Raw genomic sequence first — 17,085 nt, forward strand, 5'->3', positions numbered from 1 at the left:
CTCACGCCTCCAGTTTCACGAGCGTGTCCAGCACGGTCTGCGGCGTCGGCGCGGCGATCTCGGTGACCAGCTCGCCGTCGCGCAGGAACACCACGCGGTCGGCGTACGACGCCGCGACCGGGTCGTGCGTGACCATGACGATGGTCTGGCCCAGCTCGCGCACCGACGTGCGCAGGAACGACAGGATCTCGGCGCCGCCGCGGGAGTCCAGGTTCCCCGTCGGCTCGTCGGCGAAGATCACCTGCGGCTTGCTGATGAGCGCCCTGGCCACGGCCACGCGCTGCTGCTGGCCGCCGGACAGCTCGGTCGGCCGGTGCGAGAGCCGGTCCGTCAGCCCGACGGTCTCGATGACCCGGTCGAACAGCGCCTCATCGGCCTGGCGGGCGGCGATCTCCAGGGGCAGGCGGATGTTCTGCTCCGCGGTCAGCGTCGGCAGCAGGTTGAACGCCTGGAAGACGAACCCGATCCGCTCGCGGCGCAGCAGGGTGAGCTGCCGGTCCGACAGCCCGGTCAGCTCCACGTCGCCGAGGTGCACGGTGCCCGACGTGGCCGTGTCGAGACCGGCCAGGCAGTGCATCAGCGTGGACTTGCCCGAGCCCGACGGGCCCATGATGGCGGTGAACGCCCCGGTGGCGAAGGCCACGCTCACCTCGCGCAGGGCGTGCACCCGGGCGTCGCCCTGGCCGTACACCTTGGTCAGCTCCGTGGCCACGACAGCGGTCGCGGCTCGGCGTTCGGTGAGCGTCACCTTCACTCCTTCTCCCTGGGGGCGCGGGCTTCAACGCGACCAACGCTAGGGGCGGAGATTCCGGGATCCATGGGCCCTGAGGAGGGACTTCAGGTGCGCCCCCGGATGACCCCGGTCAGCCTTTCGGCCGATGGGAGGGCACCACCAGCCCGGCCTCGTACGCGTACACCACCACCTGCGCCCGATCCCGCAGGCCCAGCTTGGCCAGCACCCGGCCCAGGTGCGTCTTCACCGTCGCCTCCGCGACCTCCAGCCCGGCCGCGATCTCCCCGTTGGACAGGCCGCGCGCCACCATGAGCAGCACCTCGCGCTCGCGCGGCGTCAGGTCGTCCGCCGCCGCCGGCGCCTGGCCGGGGAGCTGGGCGGCGAACGTGTCCAGCATCCGGCGCAAGGTGCGCGGCGACACCGCGGCGTCGCCCGCGTGCACGAGCCTGATGGCGTTGACCAGGTCGGCCGGCGGCACATCCTTCAGCAGGAACCCGGCCGCGCCCGCCTTGATCGCCGCGAACGCGTACTCGTCGAGGTCGAACGTGGTGAGGATCAGCACCTTCGCCCCTTCGATCAGCCGGGTGGCCTCGACGCCGTCCATGCGGGGCATGCGCACGTCCATGAGCACGACGTCGACCTCGGTGGACTCGAGGACCTCCAGCGCGGTGACGCCGTCGCCGGCCTCCGCCACGACCTCGATGTCGGGCTGCGCCCCCAGCACCATCCTGAACCCGGCCCGCAGCAACTCCTGGTCGTCGACGAGCATCACGCGTATCACCCGGCCGCCTCCTCCTACGCCGCTTCCGCCATGGGCAACCGGGCCAGCACCTCGAAGCCGCCGCCCTGCAGCGGGCCGGCCGAGACCGCGCCGCCGTACATGCCGACGCGCTCGCGCATGCCGATCAGGCCGTGCCCGTCATGGCTCGTGGGCGCCGCCGCGCCCCGGCCGTCGTCGGTCACGCGTATGATCAGGTCAGGGCCGGTGAAGTCGATCTCCACGTCCGCCCGCACGCCGGGTCCGCCGTGTTTGAGCGCGTTGGTCAGCGCCTCCTGCACGATGCGGTAGACCGCGAGTTGCCGGCCCTCGGGCAGGTCGGCGGGGCTCCCGCCGATGCGCAGCCGGGCGGGCACGGCCGATTCGCGCACCATCTTCTCCAACCCGTCCAGGCCGGGCTGCGGGGTGTAGTCGGTCGCCGCGCTCTCGTTCTCGCGCAGGACCCCGACCAGCTTGCGCATCTCGGCGAGGGCGGCCCTGCCGGTCCTGGAAATGGTCGTGACGGCCAGGCGGGCCTGCTCGGGATCGTGGTCGAGGGCGTAGCCCGCCCCGTCGGCCTGCACCACCATCACGCTGACGTTGTGCGCCACGACGTCGTGCAGTTCCCTGGCGATCCTGGCGCGCTCGGCGGCGGCCGCCATCCTGGCCTGCTGGTCCCGCTCGCGCTCGGCCCGCTCGGCGCGCTCCTCCAGCCCTTCGAGATAGTGCCTGCGCGTCCTGGCGTACAGGCCGGTCAGCCAGATCGTCACCACGAGGATCGAGCCGCTGAAGAACATGCCGAAGGTGGGCACCAGCCAGTTGACCAGGACCAGCAGCACCCCGACCTCCGACACGAGGAGCGCCGCCAGCGCCCAGCGGAACGAGCACCGGTAGGCCACGCCCCAGAGGGCGATCAGCACCGCCATGTTGGCGGGCATCGGGTCGACGTCGGCCACCCACTGGAAGAAGCTGGCCAGCGCGATGACCGCGAAGGACAGGCGTGGCCGGTCGCGCCACACCAGCGGCACGACCAGCGCCGCGGAGAAGCCCACGTACGAGATCACGCCGGGGTTGACGCCACCGCCCGGCGCCTCACGTCCCGCGTACAGCACCGCCGTGATCAGGCACAGCGCGCCGAGCGGCGCCACCCGCAGGACGGCGGCCAGCTTCTCGTGGCGCCTCGACCACGCCTGTACGCTTCCGAACACATCCTCAAGATATGTATCTATAGTGGGGTCTTGGTCAGCCTGGAGGGTGAAGTGTGCGTACGACCCAGGTCTGACGTGACCGTTCCCTTACGCCGGGCTTACAGGCGATCGGGCATTCTTGCTCATCGGGAGCGCCCCTTGTGGGTGAGTAAAGGGAGATCGTGATGGCGGATCATGATCAAGACGCCCGGGTCGCGCGGTGACGAAGAAACGCCGCGCGACCCAGTAGCCCCCGGCGCTCCGGAGCCTAACGGCGCACGTGCAGGCGGACCACCGTGCACATCTCGTCGTCGCGGATCTCGCGTCGGATGCGCCCCACGATGTCCTGGTCGAGCTTGCCCACCACCGCGCCCATGTCCGCCTCCGACGGGCAGGTCACGCTGATCCGCAGGCCGTCATCGCCGACCCGCACCTTGGTCTTGCCCAGGTTCTCCACGTTCTTCAGCCCGACGAACAACATGGCGGTGCCCGTGCCGTTGGGCGTGCCGCGACGGCCCCAGCCCAGGCAGAGCAGCAGCCAGCGCAGCGAGACCAGCGACAGGAGCAGCAGGGCGAAGGCCAGCAGCCACATGCTCCACGGCTCCTCGGCCAGCGTCCGGTGGAGCTGCGCCGGCAGGACCTTCCCCTTGGGCGGCAGCTCGGACAGGCGGCCCTCGCCGCGCAACCACGCGTACGCGCCCAGCCCGGCCAGCGCGGTGCCGACGACGGCCAGCCCGACCCGGTTGCCGGCGTACTGCCGCATCACAGTGCCTTCCTGCGCAGCCGGACCACGACCTCGCCGGTGCCGAGCGTGCCCACACCCGCGAGCCGGTCGCCCACCGCGGTGCCGACCTGCCTGAGCATCGCCCCGGTGCTCTCGGCGTCGGTCACGACGGTGACCTCGATGGTGCGCCTGCGCAGGCGCACCCGGGCCTTGTCCACGCCCGCCACCTGCTGGGCCGCGGCGGCGAGCGTACGGCGCAGGCCCGGGCGGGTGATGCCGATGACGATCAGCGGGTCGGACGTCTCCACCGCGACCAGCCTGGAGGTGCCCGGCACGACGGCCAGCAGCACCATCAGCACGCCGGCGCCGCCCACGACCAGGGCGGCGGTGGACACCTTCGGCCACGCGGTCCTGCCCGCCAGCTCCACCACCTCGTTCACCGGCACCCAGCCGAGCGGCGCGCCGAGCAGTCCCGACACCAGCTCCGCCGTGGTCAGGCCCAGCCCCGCGGTCAGTGCGATCGCCACGACGGCCCCTGGGAGGGTCCTGGCCGGCCTGAGTGCCCTGTTCGCCCTGCGCAGTCCGGTGAGCCGCGGGGTGGCGGCGGCGCCGGGCAGTATCTGCTGAAGCGTGGTCATCACAAGGACAGAGGTACAGGGGAGCCGCATGGCCTGAACCGCGCCCTCGCCGCCGATTTGCCCGATCATTACGGGGACGAGGACTAATATGAAAGCCGCTCATATTCATTTGCCTGATATGTCGTTACGCTGCTGGTATGGATGCCCGCCAGCGCTATGATCGTGCCACCGCGGCGCTCGAGCCCCCGTTCGCGATCCTCGACCTGGCGGCCATGCGGGCCAACGCGGCCGATCTCGTCCGCCGGGCGGCGGGCAAGCCGATCCGGGTGGCGAGCAAATCGGTACGCAGCCGGCCGCTGCTCGAACGCGTCCTGGCCATGGACGGCTTCCAGGGCGTCATGGCCTTCACCCTGCCCGAGGCGCTGTGGCTGGCCCGGCACGGGTGCGCGGACGTCCTCGTCGCCTACCCGACGGCCGACCGGCACGCGCTCGCCGAACTGGCCGGGGACGCGGTCGCGGCCGGGCGCATCACCGTGACCGTCGACTCGCTCGCGCACCTCGACTTCATCGAGGCCGCCGTGGAAGGGGTGCGTCCCCGGGCCGAGCTCCGGATCTGCCTCGACATCGACGCCGGCTACGTCGCCCTGGGCGGGAGATTCCGGGCGGGAGCCCTGCGCTCCCCGATCCGCGAGCCCGAGCATGCCGCCGACCTGGCCGCCGCCATCGCCGAACGCCCCGGGCTCCGCCTGGCCGGGCTGCTGGCCTACGAGGCCCAGATCGCCGGAGTCGGCGACGACGCTCCGGGCAACGCCCTGCTCACCCGCGCCATCAGAGTCATGCAGGCGTGCTCCGCCCGGGAGCTCATCGTCAGGCGCGGCCGCGTCGTGAACGCCGTCCGCCGGGTCGCCGACCTCGAATTCGTCAACGGCGGCGGCACCGGCTCCATCGAGCGCACCGTACGCGAGAAGGCCGTCACGGAGGTGACGGCGGGATCCGGGCTCTTCCACCCGAGGTTGTTCGACTTCTACCGCGGCTTCACCGGCCATCCGGCGGCCCTGTTCGCCCTGCCGGTCGTACGCCGCCCGGCTCCGGACATCGCCACCGTGCTCGGGGGCGGCTATCCGGCCTCGGGGGCGGCGGGCGGGAGCCGCCTGCCGCAGCCCTACCTGCCGGCGGGGCTGCGCTTCTCCCCGGACGAAGGCGCGGGGGAGGTGCAGACGCCGCTGCTCGGCCAGGCCGCCGAGGACCTGCGGATCGGCGACCGGGTGTGGTTCAGGCACGCCAAGGCGGGCGAGCTGTGCGAGCGGTTCGACACGCTCCACCTCGTCGACGGCGACACCCTGGACGGATCGGTGCCGACGTACAGAGGCGAGGGCAAGACCTTCCTCTGACCTCCGGCGCCACGCGCGCCGGGCGAGCCCGGGCGGCCTGCGGAGTGCCGGGCACGCCCGGCGTGCCCGGCCGGTGCACGGGAGCGTCAGGCGCGCCGCCGGCGGCGGCGCCAGAACACGAGGGCCGCCCCCACGACCAGCACCGCCCCGACCCCGATGAGGACGGGACCCAGGTCGGGCCGCTCATCGTCCCACGCCCGCTCGCCATCGTCGGTGTAGCCGGCCGGCCGCGGCGCCACCCCGAGCGCGTCGCCCACGGACGCCACGAAGTGCCCCGCCCTGCTCTTGACGTCGGTCACCGTGCGTTCGGCGACCCGCTTGGGGCTCACCCGGTCGGCAATGGCGTCGACCGTCTGCGCCAACTCGGCGCGCGTCCGCGCGATCCGCCGCTCCAGCTCGTCGGGATCGGTGTCAGCCATGGCTTCTCCTTTCGACCGTGCGTGGCCGCCCCCGCTTCGTGTGCCGTGCGGGCTGCGGCCGTAGTGGTCGTGATCAGTCTGTCAGGTCGGCGGGCCGTACGGCACGGTGGCCAGGCCGGTAGGTTTGCGGGAAGAACCGAGGAGGGCCCCATGACAGAGACCAAGCTCGCGCCCGGCGACGCCGCGCCCGAGTTCGTGCTACCCGCCGCCGACGGAACCACCGTTTCCCTCGGCGACCACCGCGGCAAGCGGGTGATCCTCTATTTCTACCCCGCCGCGATGACGCCCGGCTGCACCAAGCAGGCCTGCGATTTCCGTGACAACCTCAGCCAGTTGACCGCCGAAGGTTTCGTGGTCCTCGGCGTGTCGAAGGACAAACCGGAAAAGCTCGCCAAGTTCGTCGAGCGTGACGCGCTGACCTTCCCGCTGCTCTCCGATCCCGACCTCGTCGTGCACAAGGCGTACGCCGCCTATGGCCCCAAGAAGTTGTATGGCAAGGAGATCGTGGGGGTCATCCGCTCGACGTTCGTCATCGACGGCGACGGGAAGGTAGAGCAGGCGCTTTACAACGTGAAGGCGACGGGGCACGTGGCCTCGTTGAAGAAGAAGCTGGGCCTGGCCTGAGCCCGCTCGCGGGCCCTGCGGAAAGGGCCCGCGCCCTTCTCTCGGCCTGCTGCGCCAGTACTTCCCCAAGAGCACAGACCTGTCGGTCCACACCCGCGGTCAACTAGAGGCCGTGGCCGCGGAATTGAATGCCAGCCCACGGAAGACGCTCGCCTGGGACACCCCGGCCGAACGTTTGGCCGCACTGCTGTCCCCATGTTTGATCACAGGACATGTCCGATCTGGGGGAGCGGGACCAGCGAAAAAACAGTCACGAAGAAAAGGGCCACAGGCACGACGAGCACGAATGCCGTCACCAAGGCCGATCTGAGCAGCATTCCCCGGTGAGCCATCCAGAACCCGGCACCAGCAGCTACCAGGAACACGACAAAGACCGACGCCATAGCGACCAAGACGGGGACGTGGTTTTGGAGGCTCGGGTCGATGACCCAGTCCTCCAGCGGATCCCCCGTCCCGGGGAATCCCGACAGGTCGCGTAGGAAAGGCGTTGCCGTCCATGACGCCACCGCCAATTCAGCCGCTCCCAGCCCTGAACCGGCAAGCAGTGCCGTGACCAGGCCGGCCCGACGCTCCCTGTGCATGCTCCACCGTGCGACCAGCAGCCCGGCAAGCAGCGCGCACACATGTCCGACCGCGCTGCCGGAGGTATAGGCCAAGACGGCCCGGCGACGCCACTCCGCTACATACTGTCCTGCCCATTGCGGGTCGGTCACCGTGTCTCCCCCCACAAGGATGTTAGGGACGACCAGCGCAGCCGCCGCAACGGCGGTCACCGCCATCAAGACCCCATAGATGGCGATATGACGCCTCTCGGCCTGCTTGATCATGGAAATATGCGGCATGTCACCATCATCCGCGATTACGGGATCTCATGACTTCAGAGTGCCCGGAGGCGCAGCGAGGTCGAGGCAAGCCGAAACGACCCCGGCGGTGATCAGATGGACCTGTTCCTGCCCGTGCGGACGCCTGGCGGGATCCCCAGGCAGGCGTCCGCTATCCTCCTGCACACCAGTAAGCGACCACTGTGTTGCGACGACCCCTCGAATCCGCCCCCGGGGCCCTTCCCTGGGCGCTCCTCTGCGTCCCTTTCTCCTGGGCCCTCCTCTTCTTCTCAGGCCGGCCTCATCACAGATGCGCCTCGTCCTCACCCAGAGCGCTAAACTGTCTCAAGCCCGCTTTCGGCGGGGACTACGCGGGCGTGGCGAAATGGCATACGCGGCAGGTTTAGGTCTTGTTGGTGGAGACACCGTGGGGGTTCGAATCCCCCCGCCCGCACAACCGAGCGCCCATCGGGCTCTTCCTGCCACTATGCTATTTATCCGAATTGGCCAGGCATTTCTCGACCAACGCGGCAATCGGCATCCACGTGCCCTCTAGTCGTAGTGGTAGCGGGCCTGCAAGATGACGATCTCGTCGCTGTCGGCGAGATACACCAGGCGATGCTCATCCGTGATACGTCGCGACCATGCGCCTGCCAGCGCGTGCTTGAGCGGCTCAGGTTTGCCGATGCCCTCGTACGGGTCGCGCAGAATGTCCTCGATGAGCTCGAGTCGATTACGGTACCACTCGATGGTGGTCAGCACTCGATCACGTTGACGGCCAGGCCGCCGCGTGAGGTCTCCTTGTACTTGTCCAGCATGTCGCGGCCGGTGTCGCGCATCGTCTTGATCGCCTTGTCCAGGGCCACGAAGTGGCGGCCGTCGCCGCGCAGGGCGATCCTGGCCGCCGTGATGGCCTTGTTGGAGGCGACCGCGTTCCGCTCGATGCACGGGATCTGCACCAGCCCGCCGATCGGGTCGCAGGTCAGCCCCAGGTTGTGCTCGATGCCGATCTCGGCGGCGTTCTCGACCTGCTCCGGGGTGCCTCCGAGCACCTCCGTGAGGCCCGCGGAGGCCATGGAGCAGGCGGAGCCGACCTCGCCCTGGCAGCCCACCTCGGCGCCCGAGATCGAGGCGTTCTCCTTGAACAGCACGCCGATCGCGCCGGCCGTGAGCAGGAAGCGGATCACGCCGTCCTCGTCCGCGTGGGGGACGAAACGGGTGTAGTACGTCAGGACCGCCGGGATGATGCCGGCGGCCCCGTTGGTGGGGGCGGTGACGATGCGGCCGCCGGCCGCGTTCTCCTCGTTGACCGCCAGCGCGAACAACGTCACCCAGTCCATGGCCTGCAGCGGGTCCTTCTCGGCCGGCTCGGACTGCAGGCGGCGGTGCAACTGGTTGGCGCGGCGCTTGACCTTGAGCCCGCCGGGCAGGACGCCCTCCTTCGAGATGCCCCGGCGCACGCACTCCGACATGACCTGCCAGAGGCGCAGCAGGCCCGCGCGGACCTCCTCCTCGGTGCGCCCGAACGCCTTCTCGTTCTCCAGCATGAGCGCGGACATCGACAGGCCGGTGTTCGTGCAGTGTTTGAGCAGCTCTTCCCCGGTGGTGAAGGGGTAGGGCAGGACGGTGTCGTCCGGCTTGATGCGGTCGGCGCCGGTGGCCTTCTCGTCCACGACGAAGCCGCCGCCGACCGAGAAGTAGATCTTCTCCCTGAGCTGCTCGCCCGCCGCGTCGTAGGCGGTGAAGCGCATGCCGTTGGGGTGCTCGGGCAGCGAGATCTTGCGCTCGAAGACGAGGTCCCGGCCGACGACGAAGGGGATCTCGCGCGTGCCGTACAGCCGGACGCTGCCCGACTCGCGCATCTCGGCCAGACGCCCTTCGACGGTGTCGACGTCGACCAGTTCCGGCTTCTCGCCGGACAGGCCCAGCAGGACCGCCTTGTCGCTGCCGTGGCCCTTCCCGGTCAGGCCGAGCGAGCCGTACAGGATGGCCTCCACCCGGGCCACGCGCGGCAGCAGGCCGTCCTCATGCAGGCCGCGGGCGAACTTGTGGGCCGCGGCCATCGGGCCTCCCGTGTGGGAGCTCGACGGCCCGATGCCGATCTTGAACAGGTCGAAGACGCTGATCGCCATTGATGATGCGCCCTTCATGAGTGCCGGGGCCCGGACGCGGGCCCCGGCGTCAGCCGATGAGGCCTGGCAGGGTCAGGACTCGCCCGAGGTGAGCGCGGCGTACTCCTCGGCGGAGAGCAGGTCCTCCGGGTCGCCCTCCATGCGCACCCGGAACATCCAGCCCTCGCCGTACGGGTCGCTGTTGGCCAGGCTCGGATCGTCCACGATGGCCTGGTTGACCTCGACGATCTCGCCGCCGACGGGCGTGTAGATCTCGCTGACCGACTTGGTCGACTCGACCTCGCCGACGGAGTCGCCCGGCTCGGTGACCGAACCGACCTCGGGGAGCTGCACGAAGACGACGTCACCAAGGGCGTCGGCGGCGTAGGCCGTGATGCCGACGGTCACGGTGAGGCCGTCCTCGACCCCGGAAACCCACTCGTGTTCCTTGGTGTAGCTCAGGTCGTCAGGGATGTTGCTCACTTGTTCCTCCTGTAAAAGGGCAGCTCGGCCAGGTCCATGGGTTCATGGCTGCCCCGGATGTCCACAGCCAGGCCTGAGTCGGCGCCGGTGTCCACGTAGGCCAGCGCGATGGGCTTGCCCAGGGTCTGGGAGGGCGCACCGCTGGTGACCTCGCCGACGACGGCGCCGTCCTTGGTGACCGGGTAGCCGTGGCGCGGCACCCGGCGGCCCCGGGCGACCAGACCGACGAGACGGCGCCGCGGCGGGTCGTCCTTGACCGCCTCGAGCGCCGACCTGCCGACGAAGTCGCCCGGCTTGTCGAATTTCACCACCCTGCCCAGCCCCGCGTCGAACGGGGTCAGCTCGGCGCTCAGCTCGTTGCCGTACAGGGGCATGCCGGCCTCGAGCCTGAGCGTGTCGCGGCTGGACAGTCCGGCGGGCTTGAGCCCGTACGGCTCGCCCGCGGTCACGAGCGCGTTCCAGAGCGGCACCGCGTCCTGGCCGGCCACGAACAGCTCGAACCCGTCCTCGCCGGTGTAGCCGGTGCGCGCGATGAGCGCCTGCCGCCCGTCGACGAGCCCGGGCAGGCCCGCGTAGTACTTGAGCCCGGCCAGGTCGGCGTCGGTGAGCGTGGCGAGGATCTCCTGGGAGCGGGGTCCCTGGACGGCGATCAGGGCGTACTGCTGCGAACGGTCGTCGACCACGGCGTCGTACGCCTTGGAGCGGTTCTCCAGCTCGTCGGCGACCTTCTCGTAGTTCGAGGCGTTCGCGACGACCATGAACTCCTCGTCCCCGAGCCGGTAGACGATGAGGTCGTCCAGCACCCCGCCCCGCTCGTTGACGATCATGGTGTACCTGGCTCGTCCGGGCGTCACGGCCGACATGTTGCCGACCAGCGCGTAGTCCAGGGCGGCGGCGGCCTGCGGCCCGGTCACGAAGATCTCGCCCATGTGCGAGAGGTCGAACAGCCCGGCGGCCTCGCGGACGGCCCTGTGCTCCGCGGACTCGCTCCCGTACCGGAGTGGCATGAGCCAGCCCGCGAAGTCGGTCAGCGTCGCGCCGAGGCTTTCGTGCACGTCTCGTAGCGGAGTAGGTCGGGACATTTATCGCACCTCAGGACAGGATTGGATGCCAGCATCCTCCCCCTCTGTCATCGATGCCTGAGAGCTTCGCCCGAGTTTTGCCGGACTTTCACCTTCGGCGAGACCCTGCGGGCCTGCTTTCCAGAGGTCACCTTCCGAGGAGACATGCTCCCGGTCAGCCGTGCGGTCCTTTGCCTTGAGAGGTTCGCGGGGAGGGCTTGCTCCTTCAGGGACCCTGACCGGCTGTCAGGGTGCTCTCCCGCACGGTTTGCTGGTGTGTCCCGCCAGCCTAGTAGTGATTTGGGGGTCTTGTCGCGTTCGCCGGTCAGCAGGCGGCCACCAGGGCCTCGAAGAGGGCGTGGTCCTCGGCCGCCTCCGGGTGCCACTGCGCCGCCACGGTGAACGGCCCCGAGTCCAGCTCCACCCCTTCGACGGTGCCGTCGGCGGCGGTCGCGGTCACGGTGAGGCCGGGGGCGAGCCGGTCGACGGCCTGGTGGTGATAGTGCGGCACCGTCACGGGCGCCGTGCCCAGCGCCTTGGCCAGGCGGGTGCCGGGGACGGGGGTGATGGGCAGGTGACCGAACCGTCCGGGCGCGGGGGAGTGACCCGTGTGGCCGACCACGTCGGGCAGGTGCTGGTGGAGGCTGCCGCCGAGAGCGACGTTGAGCACCTGGAGGCCCCGGCAGATGCCGAGGAAGGGCAGCCCGGCGTCGAGGGCGGCGGCCAGCACGGCGAACTCGGCCTGGTCGCGGAATTCGCGGATGTAGCCGGTACGCTCCGCCGGCGTCTCGCCGTACCTCGCCGGATCGATGTCGCCGCCACCGGCCAGGACGAGCCCGTCCAGGCGGCTCACCACCTGCGCGGCGTCCCCCGCGGGCGGGAGCACGACCGGCTGGCCGCCGGCCCGGACGACCTGCTCGACGTACATGTACGGCAGGAGCGCGACCGGCATGTCCTGCCAGACCGTGAACGTCGCCGGCTCCACGTAACACGTGACCCCGATGACGGGACGTCGCACGATGACCCCCCTAGAGCGGCGTGACGTAGGCGCCGGAGATGCCGCCGTCCACCAGGAACTCGCTGCCCGTGATGAACGACGCGTCGTCGCTGGCCAGGAACGCGACCGCCGCCGCGATCTCCGACGCCTCGGCGAAGCGCCCGACCGGGACGTGCACCAGGCGCCGCTGCGCCCGCTCGGGGTCCTTCGCGAACAACTCCTGCAGCAGCGGCGTGTTCACCGGGCCCGGGCACAGCGCGTTCACCCGGATGCCCTCGCGCGCGAACTGCACGCCCAGCTCGCGCGACATCGCCAGCACCCCGCCCTTGGACGCCGTGTAGGAGATCTGCGAGGTCGCCGAGCCCATGACGGCCACGAACGACGCGGTGTTGATGATCGAGCCCCTGCCCTGCCGCCGCATGTACGGGATGGCGTGCTTGCAGCACAGGTAGACGCTGGTCAGGTTCACGTCCTGGACGCGGCGCCACGCGTCGATGCCGGTCTCCAGGATCGAGTCGTCGTCGGGCGGCGAGATGCCGGCGTTGTTGAAGGCGATGTCCACGCTGCCGTAGGTGTCGAACGCCGTACGGAACATCCGGGCGACGTCGTCCTCGTCGGCCACGTCGACGCGTACGAAGAGGCCGCCGACCTCGTTCGCGGCCTTGACGCCCGCCTCCTCGTCGAGGTCGGCGCAGACCACCTTGGCGCCCTCGTCGGCGAACCTGCGCGCGGTGGCCAGCCCGATGCCGCCGCCCGCGCCGGTGATCACAGCCACCCGATCCTGCAATCTCTTCACGTGCTGCCTCACTCCCAGGAGATGAAGACGTTCTTGGTCTCCGTGAACGCCGCCAGGGCGTCGGGGCCGAGTTCCCGGCCCAGCCCTGACTGCTTGAAGCCGCCGAACGGGGTCCAGTAGCGGACCGACGCGTTGGAGTTCACCGACAGGGCGCCCGCCTCGACCGCTCTGGACACGCGGAGCGCGCGCCCGACGTCGCGGGTCCAGATGGAGCCGCTCAGCCCGTACGGGGTGTCGTTGGCGATGCGTACGGCGTCCGCCTCGTCCTCGAAGGGCGCCACCGACACGACCGGCCCGAAGATCTCCTCGGTGAACGCACGGTCGGTGACGTCCGGGGTGAGCACGGTCGGCGGGAACCAGTAGCCCTTGCCCTCGGGGCACGACCCCTGGAGGTAGGGGGCGCCGTCCTGGACGAAGCCGCGCACGCGGTCGAGGTGCTCGGCGCTGATCAGCGGGCCCATCTCGGTGCTCTCGTCGCGGGGGTCGCCGACGACGACGCCGCGCACGGCCTCGGAGAGGCGCTCCATGAAGGCGTCGTACACGCTTGACTGGACGAGCAGCCGGGACCTGGCGCAGCAGTCCTGTCCCGCGTTGTCGAAGACCGCGTAGGGGGCGGCTTGTGCCGCTCTGTCGAGTTCGGCATCCGCGAAGATGATATTTGCGGACTTGCCGCCTAGCTCCAGCGTGACCCGCTTGACCTGGGCCGCCGCCTTGGCCGCGATCTCCTTGCCCACCTCGGTCGAGCCGGTGAACACGATCTTGGCCACGCCGGGGTGCTCCACCAGCCGGGCGCCCGCGACCTCCCCCGCCCCGGGCAGCACCTGGAGCACCCCCTCGGGCAGGCCCGCGGCCAGGGCCAGCTCCGCCAGCCTCAGCGCGGTCAGGGGAGTCCACTCGGCCGGCTTGACGATCACCGTGTTGCCGGCCGCCAGCGCCGGGGCCACCCCCCACGACATGATCAGCATCGGGAAGTTCCACGGCACGATGACGCCCACCACGCCCAGCGGCTCCTGGAAGGTGACGTCCACGCCGCCGGGCACCGGGATCTGCCTGCCGTGGTCGCGCTCGGGCGCCCCGGCGTAGAAGTGCAGCACGTCGCGTACGGCGCCGGCCTCCCAGCGGGAGTTGCCGATCGGGTGCCCGGCGTTGGCCATCTCCAGCCGCGCCAGCTCCTCGCCGTGCTCGCCCACCAGGTCGGCGAACCTCCTCAGCAGCCGTGCCCGATCGCCGGGCGCCACCTGCCGCCAGGCGGCGTACGCCTTCCCGGCGCGCTCCACCGCCCGGTCGACCTCGGCCGCGTCGGCCAGTTCGACGTCGGCGACGACGGCCTCCGTCGCCGGATTGACGATCTTCATCGGTCACCCGTCACATTCGCTCGAAACCACGGAACATCTCCCAGTCCGTCACCGCCGCGTCGAACGCCGCCAGCTCCACGCGCGCGTTGTTCGCGTAATGCTCGACGACCTCCTCGCCGAACGCCTCGCGGGCCAGCTTCGACCCCTCGAACAGGGGGAGCGCGTCCCGCAGCGTGTGCGGAACGGTCTCCGCGCCCGAGTCGTAGGCGTTGCCCTCGAACGCGTCCTCCAGCGGCAGCTCGTTGTCGATGCCGTGCAGCCCGGCCGCCACCATTCCCGCCACCGCGAGGTACGGGTTGACGTCACCGCCCGGCACGCGGTTCTCGATCCGCAGCGACGGCCCGTGCCCGACGAGCCTGAGCGCGCAGGTGCGGTTGTCGACGCCCCACTTGATCGCCGTGGGGGCGAAGCTGCCCGGCACGTAACGCTTGTAGGAGTTGATGTTGGGGGCGTACAGGAGGGTGAGCTCGCGCAGGCAGGCCTGCTGCCCGGCGATGAAGCGGGCGCCGAGCTGCGAGAGCCCGTACGGCCCCGGCCCGGCCATGACGGGGTCGCCGTCGAGGCTCCTGAGCGAGATGTGGATGTGACAGGAGTTGCCCTCGCGCTCGTTCGGCTTGGCCATGAAGGTGATCGACCTGCCCTCCTGGGCGGCGATCTCCTTGGCGCCGTTCTTGTAGATGGCGTGGTTGTCGCAGGTCTTCAGCGCCTCGGCGTAGCGGAAGGCGATCTCGTGCTGGCCCAGGTTGCACTCGCCCTTCGCGGACTCGACGTAGAGCCCGGCGCCCTCCATGTCGCGCCTGATCCGCCGGAGGAGGGGCTCGATGCGGGCGGTGCCCAGCAGCGAGTAGTCGACGTTGTAGAGGTTGGCGGGCGACATGTCGCGGTAGCCGCGCTGCCACGCCTGCTCGTAGGTGTCGTCGTAGACGCAGAACTCCAGCTCGGTGCCGACGTACGCGGCCAGCCCCCGCTCGGAGAGCCGGGCGAGCTGCCTGCGCAGGACCTGGCGGGGGGAGGGCGGCACGTCGCCGCCGTCCTCCCAGGTCAGGTCGGCCATCAGCAGGACGGTGCCCTCCTGCCACGGCACCCGGCGCAACGTCGTCAGGTCGGGTTTCATCACGAAGTCGCCGTAGCCGCGCTCCCAGGACGACATCGCGTAGCCGGCCACGGTGTTCATGTCCACGTCGACCGCGAGCAGGTAGTTGCACCCCTCGGAGCCGTGGTGCAGCACCTCGTCGAGGAAATAGCGTGCGGACAGCCTCTTGCCCTGCAACCTGCCCTGCATGTCGGCGATCGCGAGGAGCACGGTGTCGATCCGCCCGGACGCCACCTCGTCGCGCAGCTCGCTGACGGAAAGGTATCCGGTGCTCGCTCCATCGCTCACGCTACGCCGCTCCGATCTGCGCTGACACGCGTCCCCGTTGATTGGGCTAGTCTTAGACCATTGATGTGTATGGCGGGATCCCTTGTCAAGACCTGAGGACACGTTGGACGAGTCGGCGCGTTTGATGACGGTGCTGCGCCCGGTCCGGGCCGGCAACGCCTTCGAGGAGACCGTGGAACGCCTGCTCCAGGCCATCAAGCTCGGCCTGGTCGCGCCGGGCGACAAGCTTCCCCCCGAGCGCGAGCTGGCCGTCAGGCTCGGCATCAGCAGGGTGACGCTGCGCGAGGCCATCCGGGCGCTGTCCGACGCGGGATACCTCGAGGTGCGCAGGGGCCGTTACGGCGGCGCGTTCGTCACGTACGCGCCGCCCGAGCCGGACGCCGGCCACCTGCGCGAGGCCGTCAAGGAGATGGGCATGGCCGACCTGTCGGACGCCCTCACGTTCCGCCTGGCGGTCGAGTGCGGGGCGGCCCAGGTGCTGGCGATGTCCCGGCCGGCGGAGGAGCAGCGGGCGGTGCTCGTACGCCGGCTCGCCGACGTGAACGAGGCCGGCCTCGACGACTACCGCCGGCTCGACACCGCCTTCCACCTGTCGATCGCCGAGCTGACGGGCTCGCCCCTGCTCGCCACGACCTGCGCGGACGCCCGCTCGCGGGTCAGCGACCTGCTCAACGCCATCCCCATGCTCCAGGTCAACCTCGACCACGCCGCCGTGCAGCACCAGGCCATCGTCGACGCCATCCTGGCGGGCGACCCCGACGCGGCCCGGCAGGCGGTGGCCGAACACCTGGAGGGCACGGCGGCCCTCCTGCGCGCGTTCCTGGCCTGAGGGCCGCCGGTTGCGCGCATAAAGGGCTCATCGGCTCGTAGCATCGTTTCCAGCATCATGGGGACCTGGTTTCAGCACACCATCATCGCCACAGGACGGCTGCCGCTGTTCTGCTACTTCGTCGCGCTCATCGTCGCCTTCATCGCCACGCGCATCAACGTCCGCCTGATCAGGGCGAAGATCGGCTGGTTCCGCAACGTCAGCGTGGGCGAGATGCACATCCACCACGTCGTGTTCGGCGTCGTGCTGATGATGGCCGGCGGGGTCGCCGGCCTCATCGTCCCGCCCGCCTCGCACGCGGGCACGGCGGCCGCGGCGTGCGTGTTCGGCATCGGATCGGCGCTGGTGCTGGACGAGTTCGCGCTGATCCTGCACCTGCACGACGTCTACTGGGAAGAGGAGGGGCGCACCTCGGTGGACGCCGTCTTCATCGCGGTCGCCGTCACCGGCCTGCTCCTCATGGGGTTGCGCCCGCTCACCTGGGACTACGGCACCCCGGTCAACCCCGCCGTGCTCATCATCGCCAACCTGGCGCTGGCCGTCGTCACCCTGCTCAAGGGCAAGATCTGGACCGGGATGGCGGGGCTGTTCATCCCGCCCATGCTGGTGGTGGGCGCGTTCCGCCTGGCGCGGCCGGGCTCGCCCTGGGCCCACTGGTTCTTCACCAGGCAGTCACCGCGCAAGATGGCCAAGGCGATCCACCGGGAGGAACGCTGGCGGCGGCCGGTGATCAAGGCGAAGATCGCCTTCCAGGAGTTCCTCTCAGGGCGGCACGATCTGCCGTCCACGCGGCGCGGGCGGTGGAACGCCTGAAACATGGAGCTTCCTTCCTTCCAGC

19 protein-coding genes, 1 tRNA gene, 1 pseudogene and 2 riboswitches are annotated in these 17,085 nt (G+C 70.3%); of the genes and pseudogenes, 6 read left to right on the forward strand and 15 right to left on the reverse strand.

The genetic code is table 11. The annotated features are described in order from the left end of the window. Position 1 precedes the first annotated feature (1 nt). The 5 genes from ABGB14_RS43915 to ABGB14_RS43935 all read right to left on the reverse strand — a co-directional run bounded on the left by ABGB14_RS43915 (position 2) and on the right by ABGB14_RS43935 (position 4,039). On the reverse strand, positions 2-748 hold the full coding sequence (locus tag ABGB14_RS43915) for an ABC transporter ATP-binding protein (RefSeq protein WP_347649823.1): 747 nt from the start codon (positions 746-748) through the stop codon (positions 2-4). Positions 749-863: 115 nt separating this feature from the next. Continuing rightward, on the reverse strand, positions 864-1,514 hold the full coding sequence (locus ABGB14_RS43920; protein ID WP_347649824.1) for a response regulator transcription factor: 651 nt from the start codon (positions 1,512-1,514) through the stop codon (positions 864-866). Between the two features lie 14 nt (positions 1,515-1,528). Further along, positions 1,529-2,698: a histidine kinase gene (locus ABGB14_RS43925; protein WP_347649825.1), complete on the reverse strand. Its 1,170-nt coding sequence runs from the start codon at positions 2,696-2,698 to the stop codon at positions 1,529-1,531. A gap of 247 nt (positions 2,699-2,945) precedes the next feature. Then, positions 2,946-3,440 carry a hypothetical protein gene (locus ABGB14_RS43930; protein WP_347649826.1) on the reverse strand — a complete coding sequence of 165 codons (495 nt, stop codon included), beginning with the start codon at positions 3,438-3,440 and terminating at the stop codon, positions 2,946-2,948. After that, positions 3,440-4,039, reverse strand: coding sequence for a DUF6286 domain-containing protein (locus tag ABGB14_RS43935; protein ID WP_347649827.1), 600 nt, complete (start codon positions 4,037-4,039; stop codon positions 3,440-3,442). The genes ABGB14_RS43930 and ABGB14_RS43935 overlap by 1 nt, the downstream gene beginning before the upstream one ends. Positions 4,040-4,176: 137 nt before the next feature. Here ABGB14_RS43935 and ABGB14_RS43940 point away from each other — a divergent pair, with 137 nt between their 5' ends. Next, positions 4,177-5,370 carry an amino acid deaminase/aldolase gene (locus ABGB14_RS43940; RefSeq protein ID WP_347649828.1) on the forward strand — a complete coding sequence of 398 codons (1,194 nt, stop codon included), beginning with the start codon at positions 4,177-4,179 and terminating at the stop codon, positions 5,368-5,370. Positions 5,371-5,456: 86 nt separating this feature from the next. Here ABGB14_RS43940 and ABGB14_RS43945 read toward each other — a convergent pair whose 3' ends face one another. Then, positions 5,457-5,789, reverse strand: a complete 333-nt coding sequence (locus tag ABGB14_RS43945) for a DUF3618 domain-containing protein (RefSeq protein WP_347649829.1) — start codon at positions 5,787-5,789, stop codon at positions 5,457-5,459. A gap of 150 nt (positions 5,790-5,939) precedes the next feature. Here ABGB14_RS43945 and bcp point away from each other — a divergent pair, with 150 nt between their 5' ends. Both bcp and ABGB14_RS43955 read left to right on the forward strand, forming a co-directional pair. Further along, a complete protein-coding gene (gene bcp / locus ABGB14_RS43950) occupies positions 5,940-6,413 on the forward strand; it encodes a thioredoxin-dependent thiol peroxidase (RefSeq protein WP_347649830.1) in 474 nt (157 codons plus the stop codon). A 43-nt stretch (positions 6,414-6,456) separates the two neighbouring features. Beyond that, positions 6,457-6,603: pseudogene (locus tag ABGB14_RS43955) on the forward strand (IS30 family transposase); the annotation flags it as partial. 13 nt (positions 6,604-6,616) lie between these two features. On the opposite strand, the gene ABGB14_RS43960 reads toward ABGB14_RS43955, so the two are convergent. Continuing rightward, complete coding sequence (locus ABGB14_RS43960) at positions 6,617-7,240, reverse strand: hypothetical protein (protein WP_347649831.1); 624 nt, start codon at positions 7,238-7,240, stop codon at positions 6,617-6,619. Positions 7,241-7,605: 365 nt separating this feature from the next. Between ABGB14_RS43960 and ABGB14_RS43965 the strand changes: the two genes are divergently transcribed. Beyond that, positions 7,606-7,688, forward strand: a tRNA-Leu gene (locus ABGB14_RS43965). A gap of 98 nt (positions 7,689-7,786) precedes the next feature. Here the strand turns inward: ABGB14_RS43965 and ABGB14_RS43970 are convergent. The 8 genes from ABGB14_RS43970 to ABGB14_RS44005 form a co-directional block, all read right to left on the reverse strand. Then, the gene (locus ABGB14_RS43970; RefSeq protein ID WP_347649832.1) at positions 7,787-7,996 is read right to left on the reverse strand and encodes a Txe/YoeB family addiction module toxin; all 210 of its coding nucleotides are present in this window, start codon (positions 7,994-7,996) and stop codon (positions 7,787-7,789) included. Continuing rightward, a complete protein-coding gene (locus ABGB14_RS43975) occupies positions 7,990-9,366 on the reverse strand; it encodes an L-serine ammonia-lyase (protein WP_347649833.1) in 1,377 nt (458 codons plus the stop codon). The genes ABGB14_RS43970 and ABGB14_RS43975 overlap by 7 nt, the downstream gene beginning before the upstream one ends. A 72-nt stretch (positions 9,367-9,438) precedes the next feature. After that, positions 9,439-9,828 (reverse strand): glycine cleavage system protein GcvH, encoded by a 390-nt coding sequence (gcvH, locus tag ABGB14_RS43980; protein WP_347649834.1) that lies wholly within the window; start codon positions 9,826-9,828, stop codon positions 9,439-9,441. Continuing rightward, a complete protein-coding gene (gene gcvT / locus ABGB14_RS43985; protein WP_347649835.1) occupies positions 9,825-10,910 on the reverse strand; it encodes a glycine cleavage system aminomethyltransferase GcvT in 1,086 nt (361 codons plus the stop codon). The genes gcvH and gcvT overlap by 4 nt, the downstream gene beginning before the upstream one ends. Positions 10,911-10,944: 34 nt before the next feature. Beyond that, positions 10,945-11,044: riboswitch (glycine riboswitch) on the reverse strand. A gap of 19 nt (positions 11,045-11,063) precedes the next feature. Then, positions 11,064-11,161, reverse strand: a riboswitch (glycine riboswitch). Positions 11,162-11,214: 53 nt separating this feature from the next. Continuing rightward, entirely contained in the window at positions 11,215-11,907 is a 693-nt protein-coding gene (locus ABGB14_RS43990) for a gamma-glutamyl-gamma-aminobutyrate hydrolase family protein (RefSeq protein ID WP_347649836.1), read from the reverse strand. 10 nt (positions 11,908-11,917) lie between these two features. Beyond that, a complete protein-coding gene (locus tag ABGB14_RS43995; RefSeq protein ID WP_347649837.1) occupies positions 11,918-12,682 on the reverse strand; it encodes a 3-oxoacyl-ACP reductase in 765 nt (254 codons plus the stop codon). 8 nt (positions 12,683-12,690) lie between these two features. Further along, entirely contained in the window at positions 12,691-14,037 is a 1,347-nt protein-coding gene (locus ABGB14_RS44000; protein WP_347649838.1) for an aldehyde dehydrogenase family protein, read from the reverse strand. A 10-nt stretch (positions 14,038-14,047) separates the two neighbouring features. Then, on the reverse strand, positions 14,048-15,418 hold the full coding sequence (locus ABGB14_RS44005) for a glutamine synthetase family protein (protein WP_347649839.1): 1,371 nt from the start codon (positions 15,416-15,418) through the stop codon (positions 14,048-14,050). 124 nt (positions 15,419-15,542) lie between these two features. Here ABGB14_RS44005 and ABGB14_RS44010 point away from each other — a divergent pair, with 124 nt between their 5' ends. Both ABGB14_RS44010 and ABGB14_RS44015 read left to right on the forward strand, forming a co-directional pair. Beyond that, positions 15,543-16,247 (forward strand): FCD domain-containing protein, encoded by a 705-nt coding sequence (locus ABGB14_RS44010; protein WP_347649840.1) that lies wholly within the window; start codon positions 15,543-15,545, stop codon positions 16,245-16,247. A gap of 57 nt (positions 16,248-16,304) precedes the next feature. Then, positions 16,305-17,060 (forward strand): hypothetical protein, encoded by a 756-nt coding sequence (locus tag ABGB14_RS44015; RefSeq protein WP_347649841.1) that lies wholly within the window; start codon positions 16,305-16,307, stop codon positions 17,058-17,060. Positions 17,061-17,085 lie beyond the last annotated feature (25 nt).

Origin of the sequence: Nonomuraea sp. B10E15, from assembly GCF_039871615.1 — a bacterium.
GTDB lineage: Bacteria > Actinomycetota > Actinomycetes > Streptosporangiales > Streptosporangiaceae > Nonomuraea.